This window comes from Chryseobacterium foetidum (genome assembly GCF_025457425.1).
Lineage (GTDB): Bacteria > Bacteroidota > Bacteroidia > Flavobacteriales > Weeksellaceae > Chryseobacterium > Chryseobacterium foetidum.
The window spans coordinates 1,452,252-1,472,988 of sequence record NZ_JAMXIA010000001.1 but is presented as its reverse complement, the minus strand read 5'-3'; the positions used below and the strand labels follow the sequence as shown (position 1 = coordinate 1,472,988).

The following is a 20,737-nucleotide window of genomic DNA, read 5'->3' as shown; positions in this document are numbered from 1 at the left end:
ACAATGACAAAAGACCAAAAAGTTGTAGCAATACAAGAGATCAAAGATTTGCTTCAGGATGCTAAAGTAGTTTATGTAGCTGATCTTGACGGTTTGAACGCTGGTAAATCTTCTGACTTCAGAAGACAGGCTTTCAAGCAGAATATCAAAGTAAAAGTGGTGAAAAATACCCTTTTACAAAAAGCAATGGAACAGATTGAAGGAGTAGATTACTCTGAAATGTTCTCAACTTTCAAAGGAAACTCTGCATTAATGGTTGCTGAAACGGCTAACGCTCCGGCAAAATTAATCAAAGATTTCAGAAAGAAAGACGAAAAGCCAGCTTTGAAATCGGCTTTCGTACAGGAAACATTCTATGTTGGTGACAACAACCTTGATGCTTTAGTAAACATCAAGTCTAGAGAAGAAATGATCGGTGAAATCATCGGATTACTTCAGTCTCCAATCCAAAGAGTTGTTTCTGCTCTTCAAAACAAAGCTGAAACTGCTGAAACTGCAACTGAAGAAGTTGCTGCTCCGGCAGTGGAAGAAACTCCGGCTACTGAAACTCCAGAAGCTGCTGCAGAAGGAGAAGCTCCAGCTGCAGAATAATTAGACTCTCAAAAAAATCAATCAATAATCAACAAAAACATTACAACAATGTCAGATTTAAAAAATTTAGCTGAAACGCTAGTAAACTTAACAGTAAAAGACGTAAACGAATTAGCAACTATCCTTAAAGACGAGTACGGAATCGAGCCTGCTGCTGCTGCAGTAGTAATGGCTGGTCCTGGTGCTGGTGAGGCTGCTGAAGAAAAGACAGAATTCGACGTAATTCTTAAGTCTGCAGGTGCTTCTAAATTAGCTATCGTTAAATTGGTAAAAGATTTAACTGGTGCTGGTCTTAAAGAAGCTAAAGACATCGTAGACGGAGCTCCTTCAGCTATCAAAGAAGGTATCTCTAAAGACGAAGCTGAAGCTCTTAAGAAGCAATTAGAAGAAGCTGGTGCTGAAGTAGAATTGAAATAATTTTCAGTTTTAAAATATAAAAAAGCGGTAGACGAAAGTTTACCGCTTTTTTTGTGGAAATTTTCAATTATCCTTTTTTGTCAATAGAGTTTTGAAGGTTATTAAAAAATAATCCGGAAATAGAAAAAAAAGAAGAGTTGTCGCTCAGTTGCGCACGGTTGCAAGGATTTTCAAAATCTGGCTGTAAACGACTGCTGTGAGACCTCAGGCGAGGAGTGATTTTTTTGTAATAAACTAATCATCAGCCTGCATCTTACGGTGATGGAATCTGCTTCCTTTGGAATCTGTAAACATGTTATTTTAGAAACAAAGCGATGGTCTGAGACTGTCGCTTTTTTTGGTTACATGAAATCAAATTTTCGGTCTGAAATATATGATGAATGATTATTTATTCATTTTTAAGCAAAGACCATGTTTTTTACTGTGAAATAGTGCGAATATTAACAAGATTTAAAGTAAAAAAGGATTGAAAACTCTTTATTCATCGTGTTTTCAGATAATTATTTTTCTATTAAGTGTGTGATTTAATTTAAATTTTAAATTGAATTGATTTCTGATTTTAAAATAATAATATAAAAAAAAGCAATTGTTGTAAAAAATAACGATTTATTGTTGTGTTATTCCTTATTGCTACTTTTGCAAAAGCAATAAATGTAGTATTGAAAGGGATTTTCGAGGGTTTCAAATATCAATTTTTGGCAGATTTCAAAAATCGGCCGATGCTTCGGGGACTTTTTATTTTAGTGTTTTTCTTACTGTTTTCATTCTTTCCTGCACAGGATAGTCTTTTGGCTAAAATTTCATCGGAAACGCAGATCACCGTAATTGGGAAAGCGCAGATTTATTCTTCAGATCAGTCATTCAACAGGACTGTTGCCAGCCGAAAAGTACACGTCGCTGCGGTTGTTGAACACAATCCTGAAGATAATTCCATTGTAATTAGATCGGTAGGGAAACCCAGATCTTTATCTGAAGAGGCAAAGATTGCAACGGGCAAATCTCAGTTACATCTCGATAAATCTGTTTCAGATACGCTGGAAAAGATTGAAGAAAAAGCGGCTTTAAACAGAATCTTTATTAACAGCTACTCATCTGATGAATTTTTTAGAAGCGGAAGCGCTTCATACATCAATTTTATTGTTCCTGACTTTCATAATTTTGCCCATAATAGCTTTTTAACACAATCGGCAGAAGTTGCTGATGTTTTGAATTTATTTTTTGAGCATAATAAATTCTATTTCAACACACGTTCAAAAACGTTTGGATATTCTAAAACCTATTCATTACGCCCGCCACCATTATTAAGTTAATAAAATAGATCAGTTTTTATTAATACAGTTTTCATTAGTCGTAATGAGAATAACTAAAACGTTTTTTATGAATTTTAATCTTAAATATTTTAGCAGGTGTTTTCTTGCTTTGTTATTCTGTGCAAGTTCTCTTACTTTTGCACAGAATGTTCCTTCTTCACTTCGAACTCCCAATACAAATTGTTGGGATTGTGTGCCTAACAGTGGTTGGATAAAGCCACTGGGTACTCCGGATGTTTCAAGTGCAACTATTGCAGCAGCTACAAGTAGCCAAGGTACTGGCCAGTCTTGGATAGGTGGTCCCTTACCTTTGCCACCAAATAACCATGAGCGTTGGATAACGATGCGTGATCTAGGGGGTGCTGGCGCTGAAGAAATTATAGAGACAACTATGACGAATTTGGTTGTTGGAAGGGAGTATGAATTATTGATTTATACTTCAACTTTTAGAACCAGCGGTAATTATAGTCCGGTTTTCAATGATCGATTTCAATATTTACTGGAGGGGCAAACGGCACGTGTTACAATACCTACAATCACTCAAAATTCATGGGCGACAAGTAGATTGAGGTTTGTTGCTACTAATGCAAGCCGTACAATTCGTTTCTTTCCAGGCGAGAATGGGGGAGGTACTGGAGCTTTTGAAAGTGTGAATTTGTCGCTGTCGTTAAATGCAATTAATACTGTTCCAATAGCTGTTGCAGATAATACGCAGACACTGCAGGGAGTTCCGGTATCTTTTAACGTAGCTGCAAACGATTCTGATCCTGATGGACTCGTTAATCCAAATTCAATAGATTTAGATCCTTCAACTCCTGGCATTGATACTTCAGTAACTACCAGTCAGGGATTGTGGTCTGTTGCAGGTGGTGTTGTAACTTTCACGCCTGTGCCAACATTTACAGGAGTTGCTACCATTCCATATACGATTAAAGATAATTATTCTTTAGATGGTATCAGCAACCCATCCACTTCGAATTCTGCTAACATTTCTATAACAGTTATAGCCAATAACGTAGATACCGATGGTGACGGAATTTCTGACCTTTTAGATCTTGATGATGATAATGATGGTATTTTAGATAGTGCAGAAGGGCTATGCGCCACAACTTCTTTAGTTACAAGAGATGGTTTCGATACAACGCTAACAAATAACCCTGTAACAATAAATGGAAATAATATCCAGACAACAAATCCATTTAATGGATGGTCTGCTGCAAATCCTACTACAGGAGCTTTACTCCCGGCTACAGCATTTAATATTATTAGGGTAGACGGAACCGGATATGCTTTAGGACCGGATTTTGCGCAATCAGGTTCGCAATATGTAGACATCAACGGTGCGAATGCTTATGTATATCAGGATTTTACTTTTACTACACCCACTGTAGTTTCCGCGTCTGCTTGGTTTGCAAACAGAGCTACTGGTGTTGCAGGCTATGTACCATATACTACAAGAATTGAAATAATAAATACTGCTACAAATACAGCGGTTGCTCAGGGAAATCAATTATCATTTACTTTAGCTGTGGGTGATGAGGGATGGTATCGCAGTGCTGTTTCGAATATAGCTTTACCTGTTGGAACTTACAGAATAAGGATGTTTGTAAGTGATTTTGGACATCTGGACTCAATCTCATATTGTTTCTCCACAGATACAGATGGAGACGGAACTCCAAATTACCTTGATGTAGATTCAGACAACGACGGCTGTCCGGATGCGCTTGAAGGTAGCGAAAATGTTAGGATCACTCAAGTATATCCGCTTAATTTTACCACTGTTCCTTTAAGAGGCCAAATCAGAGTTACGCATGATGGGGTAACTCCCGGAACGCCTGCTCAAATAGTAAGTACTGGTGCTGCAGCAAACGGTGTTCCTCAATTGGTCAATAATGCAGTCAACAATCCTAATACATCACCTGCCAATACAGCTGGTATTTCGGACAATACAGATGGGACAGCGGATGTTGGGCAAGGTATTGGAAGTTCTCAAAATACAGGCGTTCAAGATCCGGATTGTTTGAGATGTTTTAAGCCGGCAAATACTGCTGCGGGGATTGATGTAGCTCATGGATTTACCTCGTTGAACAGAGCAGGTGCAAATAATGGAAACTGGCCAATGAAGATTAAAAGTGCCTATACAGTATTAGATGCTAAAACTTTGGGTTTTGTAATCAACAGACTCACCTCAGCGCAGATTGGTCAGTTGGTTCCGGTAGTAGGAATGGCTGCTTATGATACGGATCTTAATTGCTTGAGGATTTATGATGGTGCAGGCTGGTCTTGTTATACTAAGCAAACTTGCGATCAATAATTTAAAATTAATTAAATCAATGAAAAAATATATCACACTATCACTGACTTTGGTTGCCATATTGAGTTTTGCTCAGGTGACCATTGGGAAAAATACACCAAACTCAAATCCCGCTAATGCTTCCGTTTCGGTTGAGTTTGGTAATGCTACTGGTGGAAATAAAGGCATTGTTTTACCTTGGGTAACTTCTGCCGCGGCTGTTGTTTCAGCCAACCCTACAACTATAGCTTTGGGAACATTTGTCTTTGATTCTGCAGATCAGAAAGTAAAATACCGCAGAACGGTTACTACGCCGGCCGTAGCTACAATCTGGGAAGATCTTTCAGCAGGAGCTTATGCGCCAGTGACTCCAAACATTCCGGATACCAATCAGGAAAGTACTGCTGCTAAAGCGGTTATCGGAACCTTAGCAAGTACACCTCCTACAGATACAACGCCTGGAATTCTCGTGTTGAGCGATACTACGAAAGCAATGGTTTTACCCAGAGTAAACTCACATGCAGATATTCCTTCTCCAAGTGCAGGAATGATGGTTTATGTAACTTCTACCAATCAACTTGCTGTATATAACGGAAGAGAATGGGCGTTTTGGACCAAACCGTAACTTAACAAGACATGCTTTTAATAACAATTCCGCCTCTGAAAAGGGGCGGAATTTTATTTGAATATTCTTCAGTTTAAAACTTAAAATATTACTTTTTCAGAATTTTATGTTTTACTGAATTTGCTTTATTATCAAAAATTTCAACAATATAATATCCTTTTTCAAGACTTGAAACATTGATCTGACTGTTTTCTACTTCACCTTTCAGTACCAATCTCCCCTCAGCAGAATAAAGGTTGAATTTTCTGTATTTCTGATTAGATTTAATGTGAAGAATATCATCCACTGGATTAGGATAAATCCCTGTTTTTTCAAGTTCGTTTTCTTTGATACTTAAATTTCCGTTGGTTACTGCCAATTGATAATCTTCAATTTCCCCAAATGAAACTCTACAAGGGGTTGCGGCAGAATATCCAGCAGTGGAAACAGTGAAGGCTATTCTCATACGGTAAGATCCTGATGGGGTAGTTGATGGAATTAGGAAATTTTGTGTAATCCCGTTGAAGCCTGTGTTTTCAATTACTTTTTCTGTAACCTCATCGAAAATGCTGTCTTGATTCCAGTCTACATACACTTTTACGTAGGGTGAATAGGCGCTTCCTGAATTGGAGTCTGCTTTTGCATTAGCTTCCAGTGTTACATTGGTGCCGGCTGCTACATTAGCGATGTGGGTAGCAAAATAATTGCCGATAGAACTTCCCGAACAATTACTGTTCAGGTTTTGAATGAGTGTAACGTTGTTTTGTGTAAGCTTCACATTTTCTATATTCCAACTCGCATCTACACCGTTGTGGGGCGAGCAGGAAGTAATATTGTTGTTTCCACAAAGTGCCGGAAATTGGATGAGGGGCGATTCTACAGAATAATTTGTTTTGGTATTTGAAGCTTTTATTCTGAAATTGTATTTAAGTCCTGCAGTTAGTTTTGAAAAATTATTTGCTGTTACTGCATCTCTCATCACCCCTTTTACAGGAATATAAACAGAGCTTCCCTCTGCTTTTGCCTCAATAAGATATCCCGTTTCTACAGTAGAATTGTCTGCCCAGTTCAAAGCAAACTGATTGGTATAAGCTGCCGCAGAAGATGTAATGTTGGTAGGAACAGGCTGAGGTGTTTCTGGTGCGTTTAAGGTAAATGTGCTGGAATTGGTCACAATCGGAAGTCCCACATTCTGCATTCTGCCGTATTGTCCGGGAGTGAAGAAATAGGGTGGACAGAAATTGTAATCCATCATATTATTCATCAGCGGAGCAAAGAGATCACTGTTTGCATCAACCGCTGTTCCTGTATAAGCACAGTTGCTGGTTGTTGCATTTGCAGCACCACGTGGATCTGAAGGGGTGTCGCAGATAAAATCGCCTCTTGTTTCGCAGTTCGCAGAAAGTCTTGGCAGAGTTTCGTTAAAATTTCTTGTTACGAGTTCACGGTTGCTTACAGTTGCATTGGTAGAATTATTAAAAGTATGGGAAAGCCCAAAGTAATGCCCGAATTCGTGTGGTGTCGTTTTATCGTCATCCAGCTGTCCGTTTACCACCCATGTAATGTTGTACATTTGATGGGGTGGCGCTACATAAGACCATCCTCCAACTCCTGAGCCGCTTCTCTTTACGCTGTTTGCAAGAAAAAGATTCATAGAATTATTTGAGCTGTTTTGCTGGCTGAAAGTTAAAGTTTCAGAATCTGATTGATTTCCGCTGTGATAAAGAGAATTGGGATAATATAGGAAGTCTGTTCCCTTAAAGTAAAACTGCACATTAAATTCGGCAAATTTTCTGTTGAGTTCAGATAAGGCGTTATTTAAATTATTGGCAGAAACGTAACCTGTACCATTATCCATCCCAATCAAATGCGCCTGAACAGCAACATAAGTGATGGCTGCAGTGTTTTTTGAGTAGCCATTTTTAGCTAAAATCTTATTGGCAAGTTCACGCTGCGTAAGGAACTGCTCGTAGCTCACGTGCTCCGTTCCGCACTCGAAATGTTGTGCATGGGAAATGCCGGACATTACGGTAATGCAGGCGAGTGTAAGTAATTGTCTTTTCATAGAGAATAATCATAGTTTTTTGTGCGATAAAAGTATTATTTCAAAATGAATTTTCAGATATCTTTTTAAGAATTTTTATGTGTTTTCTAATTTTCACTTTGTTAAATATAAATTATTCTCCGTTTTGAAGTCGTATCAGCAGAGATTTTGCTGATATTGACGAAATTCAATAATATCATTTTAGTGAAAATGTAATTATTGGTTTTTTTTAGTTAAAATTTGAATGTTTAATGCAGTTTGATAGGTACTGGCTATGAGAACATCGCTCTGCAAAGTCTCCCAAATTTGGAGTAAAGCGCTACAGGTAAAAATTTTAGGGTGTTGAAAACTGATGTCCAAAATTTCAATTCTTCGATAGATATGCACTTTATCTAAGATTGTAATTGTAATCAAATATTAATTCAAGAGAGACAAAAAAAAGTCCCGCCAATGGCAGGACATAAAAATTAAGCGAACTAACTTTTTTTTCTTTTTTTCTTCTCTACAAATGTACAGGGTTTAATTAAAATTCCATTCAGTATAAATACGTAATTTAACTTGAATGAATTTACTTGATTAAAGGCAAAATCTTATTCTCAAGCATTTTCTTAGAATTCTGCCAGTCTTTGTTGTAATCTTTCCAATTGGTGACGTAAAGAACTGTTCCTCCTTGGTCAACCAGAATGAATTTTCCGTAATCGGCAATCATTTCATTATGTGTTGGTGTGATTTCCTTGGCAATCTTTTTATTTCTTTTCCCGGTTTTCGTACCATATATTTCATCTTTTAAGACTCCAAATTTCACATTTTCAAATGTAGATTTAATGAAGTTAATGGCATTGCCCAATCTTTTATCCTGTTCAGATTCTACCAGTACAACAAAGAGATTTACTTTTCCCGTTTTTTCCAGTTCTACAGCGTCGGGAAAATGCATTCTGCATGGGGCACACCACGAAGCTAAGGTATAAAATACAGTGTAAGGTCTATCAGAATTTTTTGCGATACAGATCAAATCATTCTGATCGACTTTCAAGGCATTGGATGCATCAGATTTCTGAAGATTGCAGACGGTTGCGTTCTGTGCAGAAAGACCGATGGAAATTAAAAATAAGAGCAGAAAAATATTTTGTTTCATTTTAAAATTATTACTGGTAGATTACCATGTTTAGTTTAGATGCTAAAATAGAGATTTTTATTATTCTCTAAACAGAAGTTTAGTATAATAATCTTGGTCACATGAAGCCAGATGATCTTTATAAAAAAGGGTTGCCGAAAATAAATCCGGCAACCCTCGCTTTGGTGTGAAAAAAATAAACCTAAGGTTTCCAGAAAGACCACACTTTACCATTATAAACAGCAAGCTGTTTGGTCACGGTATCGTAAGCCATAGTTCCGGGTTCCGGGTTAATAATGTTAAGATGCGGGCTGGCAACTTTCGGAAGAATCATTGCCTGATTGGCATTCTCCAAAACCAAAATTCCCGGGGGAGTAGATGAGGTTGAAAGGCCAATGTTTACTTTCGCATCTGGAAATTCATTGATGTTTGGAGCGTCCTGTAAAGCTGTAGAAACAACACCTGTAGTATCAAAATTAGGATTAAGACCTACCGTTGTAGTTTCGTTTTTTGATAAATTGAAATAAGAGTTGGTGCCGTTTTTCAACTTCACAATCTTATCGCTTACGTCATAGAAGAAAGTTCCTTCTACAGCATTCACTACGGCAGACGCAGAGTTTACATAAGGAAGTATAATGCCTTTTCCCAGTTGCGCGCCGGCATAATCACCAAACTCTAACGAAATAGATGGGTTTGGAGTTGTAGATGCCGGCAGAGTCGTTACAGACGCTTTTCCGATGGCGATCTGTGCAAAGGCAAATTGCGTTGCACAGATCATTAATATACTGATTGATTTTTTCATGTTGTTGAATTTAAATTAGTATTAAACTTAAATTATTAAAAGTCCGGACAAGCCTGTGTGTTGTAGCACTGCCATCCGTTTGCTGCTCCAGTATACACTTTCAGACAATGGACACCGTTGTCATACATGATCATTCCTTCTACATAGTTGGCTGCAGGAATAGCAGATGTAGGTGGAGTAGGTGGTGTAGCAGGGTTGCTATCTTCGTCAACAAAAGTTGTTCTGTTGATAACGAAACCTTTAGTTTTAGCTTCAAGCACCGTCCATGCTCCCTGTCTAACTGTAGGCCATTCCGTGCTTCCTGATCCCGCTCTGTTGAGTGCTGTGATACCGTGTTTCACTGGCTGATTTCTGGTAGCTGTAGTGATTGGTTCTTTGTAACAATATCCTGGAAGATCAAGTGAGGTAAGGTATAACGATGCTGTAGAGCAGAATGGTGTAGGAGTCGCATTATTACATGTAGTATAAGGAATCACGTATGTTCCGACAAATGTAGGAAGCGGTAAGAATGTGTAAGCTCCTGTAGAACTGATAGTCACCGTACCAACGCCCGAAATCAGTATCCCGGCACCTGAAGGTGCGGCAGCGGTTCCGCTAATGGTAACACTGGTCACCGATAATGTTCCGGTAGCTGTTGATGAGTCGTTTGTAAGCATATTTCCACTTGCTGAAACTCCTTTCACTGTTGCTTTTGCATCATCATTAGCAAAAACTACTGGTGGAGCATTTGCTGGTTTTACTTCGATATTTACGGTTGCAGTATCTGTTCCTCCGTTTCCGTCACTTATTGTATACGTAATAGGGTTTACAGTTCCTACAAATCCTGTTTCTGGTGTAAAGGCGTAGTTTCCTGTTGATGTTAAGGCAAAAGTACCGGCAGTAACTGTTGCGCCTGCTGCATTCACTCCTGTTACATTTACAGCAGTTCCTCCGTTACCAATAACAGTAGCCCCTTGAGTAGCCCCTGTTACAGTAAGGGTATTTCCAGTATCCGGGTCACTGTCATTTCCTAAAACATTAGAGTTTAATGTAATTCCGGTTTTGGTAACTCCTGTGTCGTTAAGGGCTACAGGAGCGTCATTCGCTGCCGGATTTGTAACCGGAATAACCTGAATTTCAAGCTGAGCAGTATCGCTGCCTCCAACCGCATTGGCAGCCGTATAATTTACAGGCACTGTACCAACAAATCCTGTAGCTGGAACGAAACGGTATTCTCCCGTAGAGTACAGACGGATAGTACCTGCCAATGTGCCTGTGGCTGTGTAAACCGACGTTGCAGTGCCTGTTCCCGGTGCTGTAGCAATTACTGGTAACGCTACTAGAACTCCCGATGCATTATAAACCTGTGCTGATGATAATGTCACGGCACCTTCTCCGCTCACATCATTTGTAAGTAAGAAACCTGCAACAGCGGTATTCAATGGCGTTTGGTTGATGTCATTTTTTGCATCGATGTAGCAAGGGCTGAGGTTTGCTATTATTGCAGTTCCTATAGCCTGTCCTGTTCCTGCCACCTGCGGAATACCTTTGGTTGTCGGTGTGTTTCCTACTGGCGCAGGTAAATTTTGATTTGCTGCTGCAGAACCTGTTCCCACGCTTAAAGATCCAAGAGCAGCGGCAAGTTGCGAACTTGTAATAGTGGCTGCACCTTCTAAAGCATCTACACAACCATCATTATCAGAATCTAAATCCAGAAAATCAGAAATTCCGTCTCCGTCGGTATCTCGTACTGTACAGCTTGAACCATATCCATTTAATCTGTACATCGTTGCATTTCCTAATAATGCATTATTCGTATTAAAGTTAAAAGTAACAGATTGGGTACCTGTAACACCGGTAATCGTTGCTATTGCAGTAGATAAACCATCATTTTCTGAACTTCCGGTAGGGATACCTGAAAAAGTTGTATAAGTTCCTGCTCCGTTTGTTATCTTAGAATTGAATATTGGTGTCCATGCTGAGCTTAATGTCATTCCGTTTCCGTTCGAATTACCTCCGAATGCCAGCAATACATCATTTGCTGAAAGCGGAGAGGATTGGGAAGCGTTGGTATTGTTGCTTACCGTTATTGAAGAAGGGAATCCACTGGTATTGGCAAATGCTACGTTAGAACCGCCAAGTTCAATACTTCTTACCTGGTCATAAACTAAAATCTGTACAGTAAACTCATCACCTGCATTTAATCCGGAAACAAAATTGGTTAAGTTGATATTTTGCGTACCATTAGGAATTCCACCGGCATTGCTGTCGGATAATGCGTAAACATATTGTGTTCTGCTTAAACGCGCTTGGTTTGGTAGTTGGTTAGCGGCGGCGTCAAATGCAAAGTTATAGTTTCGTTTTTCCATGGCTGAAGTACCAAAAGTAACATCAGGCATCAGAGATGTGTTGTTGGCTGCTGTGTAAACAGTTGATTCCCAATTGCCTCCCAGAGATGGGGTGTGATCACGCTCTACGGTAACTAATAGAAGAACTGTTCGTCTTCCTGAACCTGTTGTTGGAACTTCAAAATTTATTGTAGGTCTTCCCGCAGCTCCTGCTCCGATGGCAGAAAATGTTCCCGTTTTCAGAAGGGTAGGAGTAGATGCACAGAAACCTTCAAGAGTATCTGGTATTCCGTCGTTATCATCATCAAGATCCTCAGAATCTGCAACACCGTCTCTGTCGCTGTCTACTAATGCGGCTACTGAGAATGAGTTATTTGTAAGATCCGGATCGCTAAGAGCACTTGATGTTGTAATGGCGGCTTCATTGTTATACATACCTAACGATTTTGCTCTCGCAGTTACCGTAAGCGTTGCAGTTACCTGATCATTTAAAGTTCCTATATTCCAGACTCCCGAAGAAGGAAGATAGGTGCCCGGACTTGCACTGTGTGAAATATAAGTATATCCTGACGGAAGTATGTCGTCAACAATCACATTGGTATTGTGTGAGGCACCGTTGTTTTTTGCATTTACTGTGAAAACAACCTGATCACCTGCACTTACAGCGCTTGGACTTACAAATTTGGTTACTTCTAAATCAGATTCTGCAGCTGATAGACCAATATAAAACGCATCTAAACCGCTCCATGTTACTGCTGTAGCGGAACCTCCATTTCTATTTCCAAATACTTCCAGAATAATGGTTTTTATGTCACGATTCTCAAAACGAACCGTGCCTCTCCCAGAGCTGGACGTTGCAGCGTTTGCAGCACTGGTGTAGTCGTTGTTTATTTGTCTTAGTGTGGGGTTTATAGAAAGATTAGTTCCTGATAACAGATTTAAAATCGTTCCGGGAGCAATCTCTGCTCCTGCTGAATTAAGAACAGACTTTACTGTAAATTCTGCTGTTATGCCTGTCGACACATTACCGTCAACTGCAGTTCCACCTAAACCTTTGAAATGAAGATGAGGATTATTGGTTCCTCTTCCAAGTGTGATAGTGATCTCACCTAGTTTTATTCTTCCGTTTCCGGGTTGGCTTCCAGCACCTGCAAATGAGGCTTCAACACGCATTGCGTGATTTACAGCTATATCTAGGCCTGTGCCATTTGTAGGTACCGTATTACTTGTGTATTCTCCATTGTCGCTTCCGGCATTACCTAAAATATTCATTAAGGTGTAGTATGGTGCGGCGCCGGATGCGCCAAATCTTACGGCATTAGTATACTCTGTAGCGTTTACAGTGAAATTGGTGGTAAATGCACTAGGAGTGCTGTAATTGACTAATGTGGTGGTGGTATTATTGGTATTGTCTTTTTGTAATGCTACTGTAACACTGGTAGCTGTATTGATACTAGGTGTTACATTCCCCATTTCCAAATCGGGATATGTCTGGGAATAATATAAGGTAGGAATAAGCAATAAAGGCAATAAAAGTCCTTTGTGAAGCTTTTTGCTACACTTAAGTATAAATTTAAAATTCATTTTAGTTAAGTTTTTACGTTAAAATTTTTATTTAAAAAAAATAAAATTGATGTTTAACATAAAACTGGTGGGGGTCTTACGGATAAGACTTTTGTAAATCCAAATTTCTTGCTTTGGCTATTGTAATCGAGTATTTTTTTCTCCTGAAAATAATTGAATGGTCTGATCAGGATTGCATATTGTTTTTCTGAAATTCCTTTTTGGAAATCTTGTGTAGGATAAGGAGTAATAAAATTCGGCTTCAGAGACCCTCCCAAATAAGCAAACTGCTCCGAAGAATGAGTTTTTATATTGTCTTTCAGACTATACCTTACCTTTGAAAGTGTTGCGTTTATATTTTTGTCAACAGATTTCTTTACCTCTTCAGTCTTCTTTTTCTGAGCAATTTTTGCCTCTTCAACAAAAGTTATCGTTCTTGCTTGGTTTTTAATGACAATTTTTGAACCTACCTTCTTTATACTCAGTAAACTCTGTGGATCATTGCGAATCTTTATCTTCCGAGATGCAACCTGGGCATTGAATAATTCGTCTGATGAATGAACAGTAGCACTTCCTTTTAAAAATATTCCTACATGTTCTGGTGCTGCTGTTCCGAAACCTACCTGCGCGTTAAGCTTGCTGAAAAGAGAAAAAATGAAAAACAGCACTACCCAGAATGGGAAACGCTTTGAGGTAAAAACCATCGGAAGGCAAAGGGAATTAGCCAAGGTTATTAGTTTTTTAAATTTTTTCAATAGTGCGACACAAATATAACTATATTTTTTAATAAAAATCAACAATAAACTTATTTTATTAATATAATAGTTAAATAATAGTAATATTTTAAATTATTTGTAATTTTGCGCTAAACATTTGTAGAAATTGTAAAATTTTCGGTCGTCTGTGCTAAATTTTAGCTTTTTATCCCCCTGATTTCCTAAAAATTTTCTCAAAAAGCTGTTTTCCGTAACTGTAAATTATATAGTAAAATAACGTTACAGAAAAATATTTTAAATCAAATTGTATTTTATGCCAATCACCATTAATAAATTGTCTGATTAATCCCCAAAAGTAGAATGGGTAATCCAAAATTGCAGCATAGTTGTATCTGACTTCATAATAAGTAAATGAAAAAACAAAGAACAGATTAAAAATACCATAAGCGAAAAGGTAATAATGAACGTAGTCTTTAGTGGTGAAAAACGCAATTGGATTCTTCATAAAGTCATTTACTTTCTTGCCTGATTTTTCAAGTAAGTTAGCTACTCCGGTCAAGTCGCTCAGAAGCCAGTAGCCATCAGATCTTATAAAAGGGATTATCTGGATGAAGCACATGAAAACCATTACTTTGCTAAAAGCTACAAAGAAACCATTGCCAGTATAACTGCCAAGTAGGTAAAATGCCAATACAAACCAAAGCTGCATGTAGATTCCTGCAAGATTTGCGATTATTTTCTGCTGTTTTGTAGAGTGCCACACTGCGCTGATATTTGAGTAGAAAACCGGATAGAGGATGTAAATTCCAAAACCGATACCTCCGTTCTTGCCAGTAAACCTTCTGCAGGCAGCTACGTGACCAAACTCGTGAAAAATAATGGTTACAAAATACAGTGCAGATGTGTAAATAATTGAAACTGAAAAATTTCCGTTGCGGTGTGTGTTCACATCAAAAAAAATAGTGTAAACCGAAAATAATATCAATGAAGTAAATGCAATCCAGAATAAAGGAGGATAAAATAAAAAACCAATAAGTTGGGATATTTTTCCTGCATTTTTTTCAGGAATGAGGATTTGCTCAAATAGAAGAAAGCTCTTCTTTTTATTATCTAAATCAAATTTCTTTAAAAGTTCGGTACTGTAAAAGGTGAAATCTTCCTCAGAATGAATCTCCTGAGTGTATTCATTGTATAGATTAGAGGCCTGAGAATAATTTTCGGCCTTTGAGAGAGCGAGCATTACTGTCTTTACTTCTTCGTCGATATCGAAAAAGTTGTTGTTGATTTCCATTACATAATTACCATTTTTCTTTTGGGTAAAAACGGGTTGGGCGCCAAGCAGATTCATCATCAAATAAGTTTTGAATTTTCTGTGGTTGCGTTACTGAGTAATTTTATGCACGAGTGTGATGCTCTCTTTTACTTCTTCAATAATTTGGGTAAGCCAGATTTTAAGTTCAGGAAAATCAAATTTTTCAGAATTAATCAAGGCATTGTTGTATTGCTCCAAAGTGTAAAGGCTGTATTTCTCACATAATCCCGAAGCATAAAAAATGCGTTCTTCAAAACGATCAAGATTTTCATCATTTATTAAATTTTCGCCCGTAATTATTTTTCTTACGTCGCTGTGGAGCAGATTCCACTGTCCGGAAGCTAAGTCTTTTGCAAAGTCATCAATATCATCCATCATCTGCATTCCGTTAAAAACACAGGTGAAAATATTTCGAATGTCATCATAGCCGGCTTTAGCTTCGAAAAGCCAGTCCATTCCTTTGATGGGAACCAGCGCAAGATTGTGCTTGTTGTAAGACATCTCCTCAAAATCAGAAATTTCCAGAACCGGTTTTTTGATGTTGTTGTATTTTTCTTTGGTGATGTAAGAATAGTAGAGTTTTTCTTCCACAGCGAGGTATTCCCAAAACTGATGATCAGCAGGGAAAACTTTCAGTAAAGAAAAGATTGCATTTTTGTAATGTTGGTTGGTTTGGGCTAAAATATTTGCGCTGTTTTCCACTTGAGAAACCCAGTCAATATCGTTGTCAATTACTCCATCCTGCAGAAAAACGAAGTCTCTGTATTCTTTCACGCCATGCTGGAATGCAGAAAATATATTTTTATCATTTATCTTATAGCCTGTAGATATGATGAGGAGGAGATTTTGAAACAGGTAAAAACCTATACTGTTTTCTTTTTTCATCGTATTGCAGAGATATTTGGTTAGAAATAGAAAAAACGAGCTGGAAAGCTCGCTTTTTCTTTAGCTTATGAAAGTTTCTTACCAACCTCCACCGCCAGTTCCACCACCGTTTCCTGGATTAACAGGAGGAGTTACTGGTGGTTGTGGATTGCAAGGTGGCTGTGGGTTGCAATTCTTAATTGTGTAGAATGTGAACTCTTTTCTCTCTTCTAACTGCTCGATGTTAATAGCAGCTAATTTTTCTTTTAAATTTTTCATTGGTATGATGTTTTTAAGTTTTAAAATACTATTAGTGTATTTTTTTAACTTGATGCAAATATAAACACTTTTCGTAATACAAAACCAAATAATATTAATATTTTTATTAAAATTAATTAATAATGTTTTTTAATAATATTTTAATAATTTAAATTTTAATATCAAAATTTGTTTGGTATGTATTTAATTTTTGGATATTATAATGAGTACTATTATTTTTAATGGTTTTTTTCAGTTATCAGGTTGTAATGTCCTTTTTAGTTTAGCGAAACTTTTTAAGTGGTTGATTTTTAATGAATTTTTGTGTATTAGGAAATAAAATTGTATTTTTGCAGTCTCTTTTGGCGCAAAAATTTGTATAAAAATTTCTAAAATACTCAATATCAGCTCTTTCATATTTTTTGAAAGAGATTTTGCTGTGTTTATTTTAAAAATATTTGGCAGTTCTGCCTCAAAAGACCTTAAAAGTATTTTGCATTACGCTGTGAAAAGATATACCAGCGTTGCAGTTAGAAATAATTAGAAATCAATATGTTAATATTAAGGTTCTCTGTGCGCCAAAAACACTTTTACCTTTTTACTTTTATCTTGTTTCTTCTTTTTCTGATATTTTTTTTAATCAAAATATTTTTTAACCTTTCTTAAAAGTTTTATGAGTAAAACAACAGCTACAACTCAGGAGAAAAGAATTAATTTCTCGTCAGCGAAAGGAAAAATCGTAACGCCGGACTTTCTGGATATCCAGATTGAGTCGTTTACAGAGTTTTTCCAGCTAGACACACTTCCTGAAGACAGAACAGACGAAGGTTTGTATAAGACTTTCCAGGAAAATTTTCCTATCACCGATTCCAGAAATCAGTTCGTTTTAGAATTTATTGATTATCTGGTAGATTCACCACGTTACTCAATCGATGAGTGTGTGGAAAGAGGGCTGACGTATTCAGTGCCTTTAAAAGCAAGACTTAAATTGTACTGTACAGACCCGGAACACGAAGATTTCCAGACTGTTGTGCAGGATGTTTATTTAGGTCCGGTTCCTTACATGACTCCGAGTGGTTCTTTCATCATCAATGGTGCTGAAAGGGTTATCGTTACGCAGCTTCACCGTTCACCTGGTGTATTCTTCGGGCAGACTTACCACGCAAACGGAACAAAATTATACTATTCAAGAATTATCCCTTTCAAAGGATCCTGGATGGAATTTACGACCGATATCAACAGCGTAATGTACGCATATATCGACCGTAAGAAAAAATTACCTTTAACTACGTTATTAAGAGCTATCGGCTATGAATCTGATAAAGATATTCTTCAGATTTTTGACCTTGCAGAAGAAGTGAAAGTTTCTAAAGCTGCCCTTAAGAAAGTGGAAGGCAGAACTTTGGCTGCCAGAGTATTGAACACATGGTTCGAAGATTTCGTAGACGAAGACACCGGTGAAGTGGTTTCTATCGAAAGAAACGAAATCATCTTAGACAGAGAAACGATTCTTGAAAAAGAACATTTAGATCTTATTTTGGATGCAGGTGTGAAATCTATTTTGATTCACAAAGAAAATTCAAACGAATTCTCTATCATTCAGAATACTTTACAGAAAGACCCTACCAACTCTGAAAAAGAAGCAGTAGAATATATTTACCGTCAGCTTAGAAATGCAGATCCACCAGATGAGGAAACTGCAAGAGGAATTATCGAAAAATTATTCTTCTCTGAGCAGAGATATTCATTAGGTGAAGTTGGACGTTACAGACTAAACAAAAAGTTAGGTCTTAATATTCCTACCACTACTGAAGTTCTTACAAAAGAAGATATCATCGCGATTGTAAGACACTTAATCGAATTGGTAAACTCCAAAGCTGAGGTTGATGATATTGACCACTTATCAAACAGAAGAATTAAAACTGTGGGTGAGCAGTTGGCAGGACAGTTTGGTGTAGGTCTTTCGAGAATTGCAAGAACAATTAAGGAGAGAATGAACGTTAGAGATAACGAAATCTTTACTCCGCTTGACCTTGTTAATGCGAAAACTTTAACATCAGTAATCAACTCATTCTTTGGTACCAACCAGCTTTCTCAGTTCATGGACCAAACAAACCCACTATCAGAAATCACGCACAAGCGTAGACTTTCTGCCCTGGGACCTGGTGGTTTATCAAGAGAAAGAGCAGGTTTCGAGGTACGTGACGTTCACCATACGCACTATGGTAGAATTTGTCCTATCGAAACTCCTGAAGGACCAAACATTGGTTTGATATCTTCACTAGGTATCTATGCTAAGATCAACAGACTTGGTTTCATCGAAACTCCATACAGAAAAGTAGAATCAGGTAAAGTTGCACTAAACGATGCGCCGGTTTACTTGAATGCAGAGGACGAAGAAGACAAAGTAATTGCTCAGGCAAACGTTGAGTTAGATGATAACGGAGCGTTCTTAACAGACAGAATTATTGCCAGATTAGATGGTGATTATCCTGTAGTAGAGCCTTCTGAAGTTAATTTGATCGACGTTGCGCCAAACCAGATTTCCGGTATTTCAGCTTCATTGATTCCGTTCCTGGAGCATGATGATGCAAACCGTGCATTGATGGGATCAAACATGATGCGTCAGGCAGTTCCATTGTTGAAGCCACAGGCTCCAATCGTTGGTACAGGGCTTGAGCAGCAGGTTGCAAGAGATTCAAGAATTTTGATCAATGCTGAAGGTACAGGTACTGTAGAGTATGTGGATGCTGACAGAATCGTAATTAAATATGACAGAAGCGAAGACGAAGATTTGGTACAATTCGAGTCTGCTACTAAAACATATAACCTTACTAAATTTAGAAAAACCAACCAAAGTACTACCATTACATTGAGACCAAACGTAAGAGTAGGTGATGTGGTACAAAAAGGCCAGGTTCTTTGCGACGGTTATGCAACTGAAGACGGAGAATTGGCTTTAGGTAGAAACCTGGTGGTAGCCTTCATGCCTTGGAAAGGGTACAACTTCGAGGATGCAATCGTAATCAACGAAAAAGTTGTGCGTGAAGACTGGTTTACTTCAATCCACGTGGATGAGTATTCTCTTGAAGTTCGTGATACCAAATTAGGTATGGAAGAATTGACAGCAGATATTCCAAACGTATCTGAAGAAGCTACAAAAGATCTTGATGAGAACGGTATGATCAGAATCGGTGCTGAAGTGAAGCCTGGTGATATCATGATTGGTAAGATTACTCCAAAAGGAGAATCAGATCCTACTCCGGAAGAGAAACTTCTTAGAGCAATCTTTGGTGACAAAGCCGGTGATGTGAAAGATGCTTCATTGAAAGCAGATTCATCATTGAGAGGTGTTGTAATCAACAAAAAACTGTTCTCAAGAAACATCAAAGACAAAAAGAAGAGAACTGAAGAAAAACTGAAGCTTGAAGAGATTGAAAATACTTACAAAGCGAAGTTTGACGAGTTGAGAAATACTTTAATTGAAAAATTAAATACACTTGTTGGAGGTAAAACTTCTCAGGGAGTAACCAACGATTTAGACGAAGAAATCATCGGTAAAGGAACCAAATTTACCTTAAAACTTCTTCAGTCTGTTGAAGATTATGTAAACGTTAGCGGTTCAGACTGGACGGTTGATAACGATAAGAATGAATTGATCAAACAGTTGATTCACAACTACAAAATCAAATTCAACGATATTCAGGGAGTTAAAAACCGTGAGAAATTCGCAATTTCTATCGGTGATGAGCTTCCGGCAGGTATCATGAAGTTGGCTAAGGTTTATATCGCTAAAAAACGTAAACTGAACGTTGGAGATAAAATGGCAGGTCGTCACGGTAACAAAGGTATCGTTTCGAGAATCGTCCGTCAGGAAGATATGCCATTCCTTGAAGACGGAACACCGGTTGATATCGTATTGAATCCACTTGGGGTGCCTTCACGTATGAACATCGGACAGATTTATGAGACAGTTCTTGGATGGGCTGGTCAGAAACTGGGAATGAAGTTCGCTACACCAATCTTCGACGGTGCTACTCTTGATCAGATCACTGAGTACACAGAGAAAGCAGGAGTTCCTAAATTCGGTCACACTCACCTTTACGATGGTGGTACCGGAGAGAGATTTACTCAGGCAGCAACGGTTGGTATCATCTACATGTTGAAATTAGGACACATGGTAGACGACAAAATGCACGCACGTTCTATCGGACCTTATTCATTGATTACTCAGCAGCCTTTAGGAGGTAAAGCTCAGTTCGGTGGACAGCGTTTCGGAGAGATGGAGGTTTGGGCACTTGAAGCATTCGGTGCATCAAATATCCTGAGAGAAATCCTTACTGTGAAGTCGGATGACGTGATTGGTAGAGCAAAAACTTATGAAGCGATTGCGAAAGGAGAAGCAATGCCTGAACCAGGTATTCCTGAATCTTTCAATGTATTACTTCACGAGTTACAGGGTCTTGGATTAGACGTAAGACTTGAGGAATAAATTCGATTTGAAATTAATTTGTTTGAAATT

At 38.1% G+C, this 20,737-nt stretch carries 14 protein-coding genes; 6 read left to right on the top strand and 8 right to left on the bottom strand.

Annotated elements, in window-relative coordinates; translation table 11 throughout:
* Positions 1-3: 3 nt before the first annotated feature.
* The 5 genes from rplJ to NG809_RS06860 all read left to right on the top strand — a co-directional run bounded on the left by rplJ (position 4) and on the right by NG809_RS06860 (position 5,236).
* On the top strand, positions 4-591 hold the full coding sequence (gene rplJ, locus NG809_RS06880; protein ID WP_262149245.1) for a 50S ribosomal protein L10: 588 nt from the start codon (positions 4-6) through the stop codon (positions 589-591).
* 48 nt (positions 592-639) lie between these two features.
* Complete coding sequence (gene rplL, locus NG809_RS06875; protein WP_055983830.1) at positions 640-1,008, top strand: 50S ribosomal protein L7/L12; 369 nt, start codon at positions 640-642, stop codon at positions 1,006-1,008.
* A 695-nt stretch (positions 1,009-1,703) separates the two neighbouring features.
* A complete protein-coding gene (locus tag NG809_RS06870; RefSeq protein ID WP_262149243.1) occupies positions 1,704-2,318 on the top strand; it encodes a hypothetical protein in 615 nt (204 codons plus the stop codon).
* A 193-nt stretch (positions 2,319-2,511) separates the two neighbouring features.
* Positions 2,512-4,632: an Ig-like domain-containing protein gene (locus NG809_RS06865; protein ID WP_262149242.1), complete on the top strand. Its 2,121-nt coding sequence runs from the start codon at positions 2,512-2,514 to the stop codon at positions 4,630-4,632.
* A 19-nt stretch (positions 4,633-4,651) separates the two neighbouring features.
* Positions 4,652-5,236, top strand: coding sequence for a hypothetical protein (locus NG809_RS06860; protein WP_262149240.1), 585 nt, complete (start codon positions 4,652-4,654; stop codon positions 5,234-5,236).
* 88 nt (positions 5,237-5,324) lie between these two features.
* Here the strand turns inward: NG809_RS06860 and NG809_RS06855 are convergent, their stop codons facing one another.
* The 8 genes from NG809_RS06855 to NG809_RS06820 form a co-directional block, all read right to left on the bottom strand.
* The gene (locus NG809_RS06855; RefSeq protein ID WP_262149238.1) at positions 5,325-7,280 is read right to left on the bottom strand and encodes a zinc-dependent metalloprotease; all 1,956 of its coding nucleotides are present in this window, start codon (positions 7,278-7,280) and stop codon (positions 5,325-5,327) included.
* Positions 7,281-7,827: 547 nt separating this feature from the next.
* The gene (locus tag NG809_RS06850) at positions 7,828-8,394 is read right to left on the bottom strand and encodes a TlpA family protein disulfide reductase (protein WP_262149236.1); all 567 of its coding nucleotides are present in this window, start codon (positions 8,392-8,394) and stop codon (positions 7,828-7,830) included.
* A gap of 181 nt (positions 8,395-8,575) precedes the next feature.
* A complete protein-coding gene (locus tag NG809_RS06845; protein ID WP_262149234.1) occupies positions 8,576-9,175 on the bottom strand; it encodes a hypothetical protein in 600 nt (199 codons plus the stop codon).
* Between the two features lie 35 nt (positions 9,176-9,210).
* On the bottom strand, positions 9,211-13,086 hold the full coding sequence (locus NG809_RS06840) for an Ig-like domain-containing protein (protein ID WP_262149233.1): 3,876 nt from the start codon (positions 13,084-13,086) through the stop codon (positions 9,211-9,213).
* Between the two features lie 53 nt (positions 13,087-13,139).
* Positions 13,140-13,793, bottom strand: coding sequence for a hypothetical protein (locus NG809_RS06835; protein WP_262149231.1), 654 nt, complete (start codon positions 13,791-13,793; stop codon positions 13,140-13,142).
* Positions 13,794-13,986: 193 nt separating this feature from the next.
* Positions 13,987-15,132, bottom strand: a complete 1,146-nt coding sequence (locus tag NG809_RS06830; RefSeq protein WP_262149230.1) for a hypothetical protein — start codon at positions 15,130-15,132, stop codon at positions 13,987-13,989.
* Between the two features lie 30 nt (positions 15,133-15,162).
* Positions 15,163-15,978 carry a hypothetical protein gene (locus NG809_RS06825; RefSeq protein ID WP_262149228.1) on the bottom strand — a complete coding sequence of 272 codons (816 nt, stop codon included), beginning with the start codon at positions 15,976-15,978 and terminating at the stop codon, positions 15,163-15,165.
* A gap of 78 nt (positions 15,979-16,056) precedes the next feature.
* Positions 16,057-16,236: a hypothetical protein gene (locus tag NG809_RS06820; RefSeq protein ID WP_262149226.1), complete on the bottom strand. Its 180-nt coding sequence runs from the start codon at positions 16,234-16,236 to the stop codon at positions 16,057-16,059.
* Positions 16,237-16,888: 652 nt separating this feature from the next.
* Here NG809_RS06820 and rpoB point away from each other — a divergent pair.
* Positions 16,889-20,707, top strand: coding sequence for a DNA-directed RNA polymerase subunit beta (rpoB, locus tag NG809_RS06815; RefSeq protein WP_262149224.1), 3,819 nt, complete (start codon positions 16,889-16,891; stop codon positions 20,705-20,707).
* The last annotated feature ends 30 nt before the right edge of the window (positions 20,708-20,737 follow it).